Genomic DNA, 12,886 nt, shown 5'->3' with positions numbered 1-12,886 from the left:
GGCGGCACCGCTCTCCGCCCGGGTCACGTCACCAGCCGGTAGCCGGCTCCCCGGATCGTCTCCAGCCGGTCCCGGCCGATCTTGCGGCGCAGGTAGCCGACGTAGACCTCGACGGCGTTCGGCGCGGTGTGCACGCTCGCGTCCCAGACGTGGTCCAGCAACTCCGTCTTGGAGACCACCTCGCCGGCCCGGCGGAGCAGGTACTCCAGCAGGGCGTACTCCCGAGCGGTGAGTTCCACCTCGGTCCCGGCCCGGGTCACCCGGCGGCGGGCCGGGTCCAGCCGCAGGTCACCGGCGACCAGCGTCACCGGGCGGCGCGGCGCACCCCGGCGCAGCAGGGCGCGCAGCCGGGCCAGCAGCACCACGTACGAGAAGGGTTTGGTCAGGTAGTCGTCGGCCCCGCAGTCCAGCCCGTCGGCCTGGTCGTACTCGCCGTCCTTGGCGGAGAGCATCAGCACCGGAAGCCAGTGCCGCTCGGCCCGCAACTGCCGGACCACGCGATAGCCGGAGAGCCCCGGCAGCATCACGTCCAGGATCATCGCGTCGTACCCGCCGTGCCGGGCCAGATCGAGCCCCTCGGGCCCGCTCGCGGCCACGTCGACGACGAAGCCCTCCGCCCGGAGTCCGCGTTGCAACGCCGAGGCGAGTCGGGCCTCGTCCTCCACCACCAGCAACCGCACCGGACAAGCGTGCCATCCCCGCCCGCCCACAACCACACCCGGCTGAGTGAGAACACAGCGGTTCTCAGTGGCTTCACAGGGCGATGGGCGCAGGATGGAGACCAGGAGGTACGAACATGTCGGTTATGCAATCCCGGCCCGCGCTGCGGTGGCTGCTCCCCGCCGGGGCGGCCCTGGCGATCATCGGCGGAGGTGCTGCCGTCGGCACCTTCGCCTCGGCCGCCGAGCCGAACCTACCCGAGCGCAGCGCCGCACAACTCCTCGTCGACCTGCAGACCGCCCGCCTGGACGGCCTCTCCGGGACGGTGATCAAGCGCGCCGATCTCGGCCTGCCGAGCCTGCCCGGTCTCGGTGGGCGGGGCAGCGCCGAACTCACCGCGCTGGTCTCCGGTACGCACACCCTGCGGGTCTGGCACGCCGGCCCGGACCAAACCCGGGTCGCGCTGCTCGGCACGCTCGGCGAGACCGACGTCATCCGCAACGGTAAGGACGTCTGGATCTGGGACAGCCAGGCCAACCGGGCCGAGCACACCACCCTGGACGGCTCCGGCAAGCCGTCCGGCGTCCCCGGCCACCTGCCGAGCACTCCGCAGGAGGCCGCCGAGCAGGCACTGGCGGCGGTGGATCCGACCACCCGGGTCAGCGTCGGGCGGTCAGCCTCGATCGCCGGCCGGGACGCGTACGAACTGGTACTCGAACCTCGGGACACCACCTCGCTGGTGGGCCAGATCACGATCGCGATCGACGCCGTCGAGCACGTACCGCTGCGCTTCCAGGTCGTACCTGAGGGCACCAGCAAGCCGGCCTTCGAGATGGCCTTCACCCAGGTCGACTTCGAGCGCCCCGACCCGGCCCAGTTCACCTTCAACCCGCCGCCCGGTGCGGTGGTGACCGAGGGGGTCCGGCCGGCGGGTCGTCCGGCGCCACCGGCCGGGATGCAGCGGCCGACGGTGTTCGGCAACGGGTGGACCAGCGTGATTGTCGCGAAGGTCCCGCAGCTCGCCGAGATCACGGCGGGGCAGACCGACGGTGCGCAGCCGGAGGACAGTATGGGCGCCGGGCTGCTCCGAAGTGTGCTGGGCGGCCTGCCTGAGGTGAGCGGCGAATGGGGCAGCGGTCGGCTCGTCACCGGCAAGCTCTTCACCGCCCTGCTCACCGACGACGGCCGGGTACTGGTCGGCGCGGTGAAGCCGGAGAAGCTGTACGAGGTCGCCCAGACCAGCAGGTAGCCGATTCAACAGGTAGCAGACCCAGCAGCAGGTAGCCGACCGAGCAGGTAGGCGACTTCCGGACGAGCGCTCTGCCACATCGCCGCGGTGAACCCCGCGACGGTGGCAGGGTGCTCGTTCGCGTCTCGGGACATCCGTGTGTGAGGACGATCGCCACCGCGACGCCGGGCCGAATCGCGCGGCCGATGGATGCCGCTGAGAAAACGCGCTATCGTTTCTCAGTTCGGAAACAAAAAAGAACGGCAGAATGCCGTTCCGCGCAAAGTCTAACAATGGGGAGACGGCTTGTCAAAGCAATCCGGTGTTTCGTCCGACCAGCGTCTCGACGAGCCGGCCGACGAACCGATCGGAGCACCCTCCGGTGCCGACGGGTCGGAGGTCGGCGGGCAGTCCAGCTCCGCCACCCCGACCGGAGACGACATCCCCGGCGAGCAGCGGTACGTCTCCATGCTCTACGGGCGCCTCGACGAACTGCGTACCCAGGCCACCCGGCGAATGCGCACCGCGCTGCGCAACGCCGGCGGCACCCAGCAGGAGCGCTCACAACGCGACAGCACCGTCCGGATGTACGCCGATCAACTCGACCGGCTCGGCGCGGTCGAACAGGGCCTCTGTTTCGGTCGACTGGATCTCGACGACGGCACCCGCCGGTACGTCGGCCGGATAGGCATTTTCGACGGCGACGGCGACGGCGACTACGAACCGGTGCTGCTGGACTGGCGCGCCCCGGCGGCCCGGCCGTTCTATCTCGCCACCGCCGCCGCCCCGGACGGGGTACGCCGACGCCGGCACATCCGCACCCGGGACCGCGAGGTGGTCGGCCTCGACGACGAGGTGCTGGACCTGGACGCGGCCGGGCAGGCCGGTGACCGGGGCGGGTTGACCGGCGAGGCGGCGCTGCTGGCGGCGGTCAACGCCAGCCGGACCGGCCGGATGACCGACATCGTCCGGACCATCCAGGCCGAACAGGACCGGGTGATCCGGGCCGACCTGGACGGGGTGCTGGTGGTGCAGGGCGGGCCCGGCACCGGCAAGACGGCGGTGGCGCTGCACCGGGCGGCGTACCTGCTCTACACGCACCGGCAGATCCTCTCCACCCGAGGGGTGCTGCTGGTCGGGCCGAACGCGACGTTCCTGCGCTACATCTCGCAGGTGCTCCCGACGCTGGCCGAGACGGGCGTGCTGCTGCGTACCGTCGGCGAACTATTCCCCGGGATCACCGCGACCCGGCCGGAACCGGCGGAACTCGCCGAACTCAAGGGCCGGCTCGACATGGTCGAGGTGCTGGCCGCCGCGATCCGGGACCGGCAGCGGGTGCCGGACGAGCCGATCGAGATCAACATCGAGCGGGACAGCCTGGTGCTGGATCCGGCCACCGTCGCCACCGCCCGGGACCGGGTCCGCCGCACCGACCGGCCGCACAACCTGGCCCGGCCGCTCTTCGAGGTCGAGATCGTGCACGCCCTCGCCGACCAGCTGGCCGAGCGGATCGGCGCCGACCCGCTCGGCGGGGAGAACCTGCTCGACGAGGCCGACCTCGCCGAGTTCCGCCGGGACCTGCGGGCCGAGCCCGAGGTGCAGGCGGTGCTGGACTGGCTCTGGCCGGTCCTCACCCCGCAACAGGTGGTGGCCGGGCTCTTCGCCTCGGAGCAGCGGCTCGCGGTGGCCGCGCCAAACCTCGACGAGGCCGAGCGGGCGGCGCTGCGGCGAGAGCCGTGGGGCGGCTGGAGCCCGGCCGACGTACCGCTGCTGGACGAGGCGGCGGAGCTGCTGGGCGAGGACGACCGCGCGGTCCGGGCCAGGGCCGCCCGGCAGCGCCAGGCCGAGATCGAGTACGCCGAGGGCGTGCTGGAGATCGCCGCCGGCTCCAAGTCGATCGACTTCGAGGACGAGCCCGAAGCCGAGGACGGGATGCTCGACGTCACCGATCTGCTGGTCGCCGACCGGCTGGCCGAGCGGCAGGTCGACGGGGAGCAGTTGAGTACCGCCGAACGGGCGGCGGCGGACCGGGGCTGGGCCTTCGGGCACGTGATCGTGGACGAGGCCCAGGAACTCTCCCCGATGGCCTGGCGGGTGCTGATGCGCCGCTGCCCGAGCCGCTCGATGACGCTCGTCGGCGACGTGGCCCAGACCGGGGCGCTGGCCGGCGCCTCGTCGTGGTGGCCGGTGCTGGAGCCGTACGTCGGTGACCGGTGGCGGCTGGAGGAGTTGACGGTCAGCTACCGTACCCCGTCGGAGATCCTGGCGGTCGCCGCCAAGGTGCTCGCGGAGATCGACCCGGCGCTCACCCCGCCCCGCGCGGTACGGGACACCGGCGAAGAGCCCTGGGACGTCCAGGTCGGTGCCGGTGAGCTGGTCGGACGGCTGGTCGAGGCGATCCGGGCCGAGGCGGCCGGTGTAGGCGCCGGCCGGGTCGGAGTGATCGTGCCGGCCGGACTCGTCGACGAACTGGGCCCGGCGGTCACCGGGGCGGAGCCCGAGGTGGCGCTCGGCGACGACCCGGAGTTGACCAGCCGGGTGGTGCTGCTGACCGTCGCCCAGGCCAAGGGACTGGAGTTCGATTCGGTGCTGGTGGTCGATCCGGACCGGATCGTCGCCGATTCCACCCGTGGGCGCAGCGACCTCTACGTCGCGCTCACCCGGGCCACCCAGCGGCTGGGGATCCTCCGGGTCGGCTGAGCCCGGTACGGGGCCAGCTGCGTCACTTGTCCGCAGCGGCATGTGCCCACGTTCTTCCGTGGTGCGTCCCGGGCTCGGCGGCTGCAACGCCGGCCCGGGACGATCGGCCGCGCCGGTTCGACACCCTGGTCGAACCGGCCGACCCCGCCCACCACAACGACCAGCCCGTAGGGCTCCGGTCATCCGATGTGCGGCGCTGCGTCGGCCAGCCAGTGGCCGATCCGGAGGCGCACCGACTCGTGCATCCGAAGGCGCGGGACGTCGGCCGGGTCGAACCAGGCGACCTCAGTGGACTCGTCACTGACCGCCAGCGTTCCGCCGACCGGGCGGGCGGTGAACGCCACGACAAACTCCTGTCGCACCTCGCCGTCGGCGTATGCGATCACGTGCCGAGGGTCGGTGTAGATCCCGAGGACGCCGGTCAACTCGACGTCGAGCCCGGTCTCCTCCCGCACCTCCCGGACCACCGCGCCGCCGAGGGTCTCACCGAGATCCATCGCGCCGCCCGGAAGCGACCAGTTCCCGGAGTCGGCCCGCCGCTGCAACAGAATCCGACCCTGGTCGTCGACGACCAGGGCGGCCCCGCCGGGCACCAGCGAGTTCGGCGCCGGGGCGGACGGGTCGTCGAAGTAGTCCACGCGCCGGCTCACCGGCTGACCTCCCTGGTCGTCACCGTGTCCCAGACCTGTAGGAACTGCTCGGCGAAGGTCTCGAAGATACCGAAGGCGGACAGCCGGCGCAGGTGCAACGCGGGGTGTTGGTAGCCGCGGTACCGGAACAGGTGCGGGGTGGCGATGGCCTGGTTGTCGAACCGAAACCAGGAGTTGTAGAGGTGAACGGTGTGCGTGCCGACCTGCACGCCGTCGATGTCGGCGATCCGGCCGAGCATGGTGAACGCGTTCCGGATCCGGCCGGGCAGGGTGCCGCCGAGCTGCTCCAGTTCGTCGCGCTCCCGGACGTGGTCACAGTCCGGGTCAGCAAGCGCGATCCGGACCCGGGCGCCGGCAGCGCACTTCTCGGCGATCAGGTCGTGCACCCGGGGCGTCAGCTCGAATACGAACGGCGCGGCGTACCCGAGGATGTCGATCTGTTCCCGAGCACCGGACAGCAGCCCCACCCATAGGTCGGTCGGCACCTTAGCCCGGTGTGCGTACGCCGACACCACCTCTCCGGTCGACGCGAACCCGGGCCCCTGGTCGGGGCGAGCGCTCGGCCAGAGTGCGGCCTCTTTCTCCCCGAGCGCGTCGGCGACCGCCAGGCGGTTACGGCGGTGCGGTACTCGGCCGCCAATCCACCGGTCGATGGTCTTCGCGTCTACGCCGATGCGCTGGCCGAGCGCGGCGGAGTCCATCTCGGCCCGCAGCATTGCCGCCCGCAGCCTGTCGTTCACCCTGATGACGAAACAACCTGCAACGGGACGATTCCGGAACGTCAAAACGTCCGTCGAGGAGTCCTGCGCGTCGTTCAGCCGTCCCACTACCTTCCGTAGCGTCCGGTTACGGACGCCTGGCCTGTGTGGTCGTCGCCACTGGTCGCAGCCGAGCGTCCCGGCCGCGGCTCCTGGTGCCCGACCGCCGAATGGTCACTGTGGGTCGTCATCACCGACCGGCTGGTCGGCACCGACCCGAACCGACGACGGCTCGTCACCACGGTGGCCCGGCAGGTGATGACGGCGCACTGGCCGCGCACGGTCGACGGCTGCCGGCCGTGCGGCCTACCGTCGTGTGCCCGCGCCGAACTGGCCGGCACGTGGCTGAACGTGGTCGGTGAGGACGCGGTACCGGACTCGGTGAAGATCCTGCGCCCCTCGGCGACGCCGACAGCGGCTGACCTGCGGCGGATCACCGGCATCGTCGGGCCCACCACACCCGAGGCTTGATCGGGGACCCGTCCATAGGGCACCTGGTCATCCGCAGCTCAGCATTCTGGCCCGGCGTCGCGGCAACGGCCCGAGGCGGGCCTGCCGGCGTCGGCGGGCGAAGAAGGGGTGCTCAATGGAGATGCAGGTCAGGCGTCCTGCGAGGTCTCCACCCGCTATTTGTCGGTGAAGTTGCCGACCTGTGGCGCCGGTCCGGAGGCATCGCTTGTGGAGCCGGCCGCCGGTGGGTTGATCCCGCCGGTGGTCGCGTCCCCGGTAGTGGTCGGTGCCACCTTTCCGCCCGGCCGGCGGGGTTGGCGGCGAGCGTTCGCCGACCCGGCCCGTCGCTCGGTACCGGTGGTGGTGATCACCCCCCGGTTCCGGGCCGGCCCCCCGTCACGCAGTACGTCCGGATCGCGCGGCCGGTCCGCCGGGTCCTCGATGTCCCGTTCATGCGCCTCCCGGGCCTCGTCGACCGGAAGGGTGACCTCCTCCATCGCGCGAGCACCGTACTTCCCGCGCCCGATCCGGTCTTCGGTCCGCCGTGCCGACTCCCGCCGTTCGTCCTCGCCGCGCACGTCCACCACCTCGCCGAGTTGTCGTTGTCCGGGGTGTCCCCGATGCCCGGGTCGGCAAACACCATCCGGCGCTCCCGCCTGCGCGGATCGGTAGTCCGCTGGTCAGCGGCTGTTTGTGGCAGGCCCGGTCGGGTAGCCAGCGGGTGCCACCGGCGCGGAAGTGCCGTGACCGTTGGCGGTCGGAAGAGATCTCATCGAATCCGAGGAGGAAAAGATGAGTACGCAGACCCCGTCCAGGCAGCCGATGGGCCAGCAGGTGACGGACATGCAGTCGGCACCGACCCGGGAGATGGGTGCCCAGAACAACATCTCCCATCAGCAGATACAGCAGACTCTGGCGGAGATGCAGCGCCGGATGGACGAGCCGGCACGGCGGCCTGGTAACGAGACCAAGCCCGCCTGGTTGACCACCGAGTTCTACATCTATCTGGCGGCGGTCGGCTTCACGTTGCTGGCTTCGGACCTGGTGGGTCGGGACGCCGCTGGCGTCGACCCGTTCCGGGCGGACAAGGCCTGGTTCTTCATCACCCTGATGACCATCGCCTACCTGGGTAGCCGTGGTCTGGCAAAGGTGGGTAGCTCCTGGCGACACCGCAGCAAGAAGCGGTAACGATGCTCCGGCACGCCGAGGCTAGGGCATCAGCCCGGCGAACGGCGTAGCCGAAGTGTCCTGACAGCGTGGCGACTTGCCACGGGGGTCGCGGTCCCCGCCGGAGACGGCGGGGACCGCGGCCTCTCGCTGTCACTCGCCGAAGTCGCCCTCGTCGCCCTCGAAGGCGTCCTCCAGCATCTCGCCGGCGATCATGCCCCCGGCGACTCCGAGCGCGGCCCCGGCGACCACGCCGCCCATGCCGTGCCCGCCGTGGCGCCCCTGCTTGCCAGGATGTCCGTAGTGGTGTCCCGCCCCGCCGTACTGGCCGTAGCTCTGCACCGTCTGCGACAGCCAGCCCTCGACCCGCTGCCGCCAGTCGACCTGGTCGACCCCGGCGTGCTCGGCGGTGTACCGGCCGACGCTGTCGCGCCCGCTGCTGAACATCCCGCCGCGCTTGTCGCACTCGATGATGACGTCCACGCCCTGCTGGTTGGTGACGAAGGTGAGCTCGACCTCGCGGATCGCGTGCGCGTACTGCGGAGCGGCGAAGAACTCGATCTCCTGATAGAACGGCAGCGTCTGCTGCACGCCGTAGATCTGCCCGTGCTCGAGGTCAGCGCTCTTGAACTGGAAGCCGAGCTGGGCGAACGCCTCCAGGATCTTCTCGTGCACCGGCAGCGGGTGCACCGCGATGGCGTCCAGATCTCCCTTGTCCACCGCCCGGGCGATGGCGAGCTCGGTGCGCAGCCCCATCGTCATGCCCCGGAGCCGCTGGCCGTAGACGTCGGTGATCGGGGTCTCCCAGGGCATCGGAAGCTGGAACGGGATCGAGAGTTCCTGCTTGGCTTCCAGGCGCATCGCACCGCTCACCGGGAGCCGGTAGAACTCCATGGTGCCGGCGTACTCGCTGTCTCCGGCCTCCATCTCGACCCGGGTGACCAGCGCGACGGTGACCTGCTCGATGTCGGCCGCCGAATCCCCACCGCGCAGGTTGACCTGCCCGTCGAGCACCAGGCCGGGCCGGGTGTTCGGGTTCGTCAGCACGGTGTCGACGCTCGGGCCGCCGACGCCGAAGGCGCTCAGCATCTTCTTGAAGACCATAGAGATACTCCTGTTTACGGCGGATGTGTGCCGCGGGTGTCCGCGCGCATTCTCCACCATGGATCGACGCGCGCTCAGGTGACCCTATTCACCGTAGCTGTGAGGTCGCTGTGAGCGTTCGTCGGTCACCGATTCGGGTGACGCCGACCTGTCCCGCCTGCCCACCGACGCACCGGACACGCTGGCCGGAGGGCTGGCTACGGTGGGCAGGACGTAGACTCTCCAGATCATGCGCGTGGGTATCGTGATCCTTCCCGACCGGCGGTGGTCCGTGGCGCAACGCCGCTGGCGTCAGGCCGAGGAGTGGGGATTCGACCACGCCTGGACCTATGACCATCTCGGCTGGCGCGACCTCGTCGACGGTCCGTGGTTCGACGCCATGGGGACGCTGACCGCAGCCGCGATGGTCACCTCCCGGATCAGGTTGGGCACCCTGGTCGCCTCGCCCAACTTCCGGCACCCGGTGCACTTCGCCCGGCAGATCACCGGGCTGGACGACGTCTCGGACGGCCGGGTGCTGCTCGGCATCGGCGCCGGGGGGATCGGGTTCGACTCGGCCGTACTCGGCGGCGAGACGCTCTCCCCCCGACACCGGGTCGACCGGTTCACCGAGTTCACCGAGCTGCTCGACCTGCTGCTCCGCCAGGACGGCGTCACCTGGCGGGGCGACTACTACGCGGCCGTCGACGCCCGGAGCAACCCAGGCTGCGTCCAGCAACCCCGGGTGCCGTTCGTGGTCGCCGCCAACGGGGCACGCTCGCTTCGACTCGCCGCCCGGTACGGCCAGGGCTGGGTGACCACCGGCGTCGGGGGCAGCGACGATCTGGAATCGTGGTGGCGCTCGGTCGCCGACCTCGCCGGCCGGATGGACGAGATCCTCGCCGACGCCGGGCGCGATCCCGGCACCCTGGACCGCTATCTCTCCCTCGACTCCGCCCCGGTCTTCTCGCTGTCCAGCGTCGACCACTTCACCGAGGTCGTCGGCCGGGCCGCCGAACTGGGCTTCACCGACGTCGTCACGCACTGGCCGCGCGAGTCGAGCTGGTACGCCGGCGACGAGGCGGTCCTCGCCGAGGTGGCCACCGAGGTGCTGCCCCGGCTACCGGGCCGAAGCTGACCGTCCCGCCTGGAGTTGCCAGACGCCGGGAGTGGGCGTGCTGCCGCCAGGTCCTCACGACGACCCGGCGGCAGCACACTCGAACCAGACATGTGCCCCGCTCAGGTCAGCTGGCGGTGCAGCTCAGCGTCGGCGTGCTGTTGGTGCCGTTCCAGGTGCCGATGAACCCGAAAGTGGTACTCGCCCCGGCACCGAGACTGCCGTTGTGCGAGACGTTCCGGGCGGTCACGCTCGACCCGCTGCTGGTGATCGTCGCGTTCCACGCCTGGTTGACCTGCTGCCCGTTGGCGAAGGTCCAGGTGACGGTCCAGCCGCTGATCGCCGCACTGCCGGCGGTCACCCGTACGTCACCCTGGAAGCCGCCCTGCCACTGACCGACGACGGCGTACGTGGCGGTGCAGCCCCGGGTGCCACCCGGTGACGTGGTCGGCGGGGTCGTCGGCGGTCGGGTGGTCGGGGTACTGGTCGGCGGTCGGGTCGTCGGCGAGATCGTCGGGGTGCTGCTGTCGTAGACCGTCGCCTGAGGTCTGCCGGATGCCGTTCGCCCCGTTGAAGATCCGCTGGCCCCAGGAGGTCAACTGGTTCACGTTGAAGTTGGTGACCATGTCGAGATACTCGACGCCGCCGCCGTTACCGCTCCACGACCAGCCGATGTAGCCGATCCCGTTCTGCTGGGCGTACGACATGATGGTGTCCTCGTCCGGGTTGCCGTCCGAGTGGTTGTGCCCGAACTCCCCCACCACGATCGGCAGGTTGGCGCTGCGGAACCGGCCGAGATAGTCGGTGATCTCGGCAGCGGTGTCGAAGACGCCGTACATGTGGATCGAGAAGACGGTGTTCCGGTCCGGGTCGGAGTTGAAGACACTCTGCGCGTTGTCCCGCATGATGAAGCGCCAGTCCTGACCCCACATCGGCGCGTCGACCATGATCGTGTGGTCGAAGCCGGCGTTACGCAGCCGGGTGATCGCGTTTCGGGTCGCGGTCGGCCAGGTCGCGCTGACGCTCTCGTTGTTGCCGAACGGCTCGTTGCCGATGTTGAGGATGACGTAGTTCTCCTGGCCGGTGAGCGCGCTCTGGATGCTGATCCAGTAGCTCACCGCCTGGTCGAGGGTGATCGCCGCGCCCTCCTCGCCGTACCCGGTGGTGTCGTGCACTTCAAGGACGCAGATCAGCCGGTTCGCCTTGCAGAGCGAGATGACGTTGGCGACGTCGCTGGCGCTGTTCTGGGTCCACCGGGCACCGCTGCTCAGCACCACTCGTACGGTGTTCGCGCCGAGCGATTTGATGTCGCGGAATGAACCGGTTTGGCTGGCGTACCAGGTGTGCGCGTGGCTGACCCCGCGCATGATGAACTCGTTGCCGCGCGCGTCGATGAGCCGGCCGCCGCTGACCGTGAAGCCGGCCGCCGCCTGTGCCGGCGGGGTGACCACGAACAGCGAGAAGGCGGTGGCGGCGACCAGTGCGAGCAGGGCCGATCCGACGGCGTAGATTCGTCTTTTCATGACCTACCTCAGGGAGGGTCCCGGAACGGGGACAGAAGTGAGGGGATCGGTAACTGCAGCCCGACAGTTACCACCCAACTCCCTGCGACGGCACGGATCAGGGTAGGCCGATTAACCGATTAACGCAACCGGTTAAGTAACCCCTCCGCCCGATTGCCGGGCGGAGGGGGTGGCGCCGGATCGTCACCAGGCGGTGGGCTTGCCCGGGGTGTAGAGCCAGGTCTGGAAGAAGGCGTCGAGCTGCCGCCCGCTCACCCGCTCGGCGAGCCGGACGAAGTCGGCGGTGGTCACCGTGTCGTCGCGGTTCGCCGCGTACCAGGCCGGGAGCAGGGCGAAGAAGGCCCGGTCACCGATCTTCGTACGCAGCGCGTGCAGCGTCATCGCGCCCTTGGTGTAGACCGAGCTGGCGAAGAGGTTCGTGGCACCCGGGTCACCGGGCGGCGGGTTCCAGAAGCTCGCCGTCTCCGGCCGGGCGTAGTTGGTGTCGAAGCGGGCCTGCGCGGTACGCCCGCCGACGTGCTCCTCCCAGAGCCACTCGGCGTAACTGGCGAACCCCTCGTTCAGCCAGATCTCCTGCCAGCGGGCCGGGCTGACGCTGTTGCCGTACCACTGGTGGGCCAGCTCGTGCGCCACCGTGCCCTCGCTCGGCGGTCCGGAGTAGATCGGCCGGGTCTGCGTCTCCAGCGCGTACCCGGCGTCGGTGTCGTCGTCGACGATCGCCCCGTAGGAGGTGAACGGGTACCGACCGAACAGGCCGGAGAAGTACTCGATCATCTCCTTGGTCCTGGCCAGCCCGGCGGCGGCGTCCGGTCCGAGGTCCCGGTCGATCGCGTCGATGATCGGCAGGCCGCGCGGGCCGGTGCTGCGGCGCAGGTCGTAGTCGCCGACCGAGGCGGTCGAGAGGTAGCTCGCCATCGGGTCGCGGGCCCGCCAGACGAAGGTCGTCCAGCCGTTCCTCGTCCGCTGCTCGACGAGTTCGCCGTTGGCGACCGCGGTCTTGCCGGCCGGCACGGTGATCCGGAAGTCGTAGCTGGCCTTGTCGGTCGGGTGGTCGTTCACCGGATACCAGGTGGCGGCGCCGTCGGGCTCGTTCGCCACGAAGGAGCCGTCCGGCGTGGAGACCCAGCCGTAGAGGGCGCCCTCGATGTCGGTCGGGCGGCCGGTGGTGCCGTCGTACCTGACGACCACCGTGAAGCGCTCACCCCGGGACAGGCCGTTGCGCGGCGAGATGCGCAGCTCCTGGCCCTCCCGGTCGTACCGGGCGGCGCGCCCGTCGACGGTCACCGAGCGCACCTCGAAGCCGCGCAGGTCCAGGTTGAACCGGGAGAGCCGGTCGGTGGCCCGGGCGCTGATCGTGGCGACTCCGGCGAAGGCCCGGCTGGTCGGTTCGTAGCGGATCTCGAGTCCGTAGTGGAGCACGTCGTATCCGCCGTTGCCGGCGGCCGGGAAGTAGTCGTCGCCGACACCCGGTGCACCCGGTTTGCCGGGGCCGCCGTGACCGTGGCCGTGGCCCCGGCCGGTGGCCGAGGCGGGGGTGGCGCCGAGTGCGA

At 70.5% G+C, this 12,886-nt stretch carries 11 protein-coding genes and 1 pseudogene; 5 read left to right on the top strand and 7 right to left on the bottom strand.

All coding sequences use genetic code 11. The features are described 5' to 3' along the window. Positions 1 to 23: 23 nt before the first annotated feature. Positions 24 to 680 (bottom strand): response regulator transcription factor, encoded by a 657-nt coding sequence (locus tag CLT71_RS00065; RefSeq protein ID WP_101365270.1) that lies wholly within the window; start codon positions 678 to 680, stop codon positions 24 to 26. A 116-nt stretch (positions 681 to 796) separates the two neighbouring features. Here CLT71_RS00065 and CLT71_RS00060 point away from each other — a divergent pair, with 116 nt between their 5' ends. Both CLT71_RS00060 and CLT71_RS00055 read left to right on the top strand, forming a co-directional pair. Continuing rightward, positions 797 to 1,909 (top strand): sigma-E factor regulatory protein RseB domain-containing protein, encoded by a 1,113-nt coding sequence (locus CLT71_RS00060; RefSeq protein WP_101365269.1) that lies wholly within the window; start codon positions 797 to 799, stop codon positions 1,907 to 1,909. Positions 1,910 to 2,356: 447 nt separating this feature from the next. Further along, entirely contained in the window at positions 2,357 to 4,588 is a 2,232-nt protein-coding gene (locus tag CLT71_RS00055; protein ID WP_101370995.1) for an AAA family ATPase, read from the top strand. Between the two features lie 179 nt (positions 4,589 to 4,767). On the opposite strand, the gene CLT71_RS00050 is transcribed toward CLT71_RS00055, so the two are convergent. Both CLT71_RS00050 and CLT71_RS00045 read right to left on the bottom strand, forming a co-directional pair. Continuing rightward, the gene (locus CLT71_RS00050) at positions 4,768 to 5,238 is read right to left on the bottom strand and encodes an NUDIX hydrolase (RefSeq protein WP_101365268.1); all 471 of its coding nucleotides are present in this window, start codon (positions 5,236 to 5,238) and stop codon (positions 4,768 to 4,770) included. Then, a complete protein-coding gene (locus CLT71_RS00045) occupies positions 5,235 to 5,954 on the bottom strand; it encodes a transcriptional regulator (protein ID WP_101365267.1) in 720 nt (239 codons plus the stop codon). The genes CLT71_RS00050 and CLT71_RS00045 overlap by 4 nt, the downstream gene beginning before the upstream one ends. Positions 5,955 to 6,101: 147 nt before the next feature. Here CLT71_RS00045 and CLT71_RS00040 point away from each other — a divergent pair, with 147 nt between their 5' ends. After that, on the top strand, positions 6,102 to 6,467 hold the full coding sequence (locus tag CLT71_RS00040) for a hypothetical protein (protein ID WP_101365266.1): 366 nt from the start codon (positions 6,102 to 6,104) through the stop codon (positions 6,465 to 6,467). A gap of 155 nt (positions 6,468 to 6,622) precedes the next feature. Here the strand turns inward: CLT71_RS00040 and CLT71_RS00035 are convergent, their stop codons facing one another. Beyond that, positions 6,623 to 7,024, bottom strand: a complete 402-nt coding sequence (locus CLT71_RS00035; protein ID WP_101370994.1) for a hypothetical protein — start codon at positions 7,022 to 7,024, stop codon at positions 6,623 to 6,625. 214 nt (positions 7,025 to 7,238) lie between these two features. Between CLT71_RS00035 and CLT71_RS00030 the strand changes: the two genes are divergently transcribed. Beyond that, entirely contained in the window at positions 7,239 to 7,634 is a 396-nt protein-coding gene (locus tag CLT71_RS00030) for a hypothetical protein (RefSeq protein ID WP_101365265.1), read from the top strand. A 132-nt stretch (positions 7,635 to 7,766) separates the two neighbouring features. On the opposite strand, the gene CLT71_RS00025 is transcribed toward CLT71_RS00030, so the two are convergent. Further along, entirely contained in the window at positions 7,767 to 8,717 is a 951-nt protein-coding gene (locus CLT71_RS00025) for a sporulation protein (RefSeq protein WP_101365264.1), read from the bottom strand. Positions 8,718 to 8,946: 229 nt separating this feature from the next. Between CLT71_RS00025 and CLT71_RS00020 the strand changes: the two genes are divergently transcribed. After that, entirely contained in the window at positions 8,947 to 9,834 is an 888-nt protein-coding gene (locus CLT71_RS00020) for an LLM class flavin-dependent oxidoreductase (RefSeq protein ID WP_101365263.1), read from the top strand. Between the two features lie 106 nt (positions 9,835 to 9,940). On the opposite strand, the pseudogene CLT71_RS37695 reads toward CLT71_RS00020, so the two are convergent. Further along, positions 9,941 to 11,336, bottom strand: a pseudogene (locus CLT71_RS37695) (cellulase family glycosylhydrolase). Between the two features lie 183 nt (positions 11,337 to 11,519). Next, a partial coding sequence (locus CLT71_RS00005) for a M1 family metallopeptidase (protein WP_101365260.1) occupies positions 11,520 to 12,886 on the bottom strand: 1,367 nt, incomplete at its 5' end.

The organism is Plantactinospora sp. CNZ320, from assembly GCF_002846275.1.
This window is presented reverse-complemented; position numbering and strand designations above follow the sequence as displayed.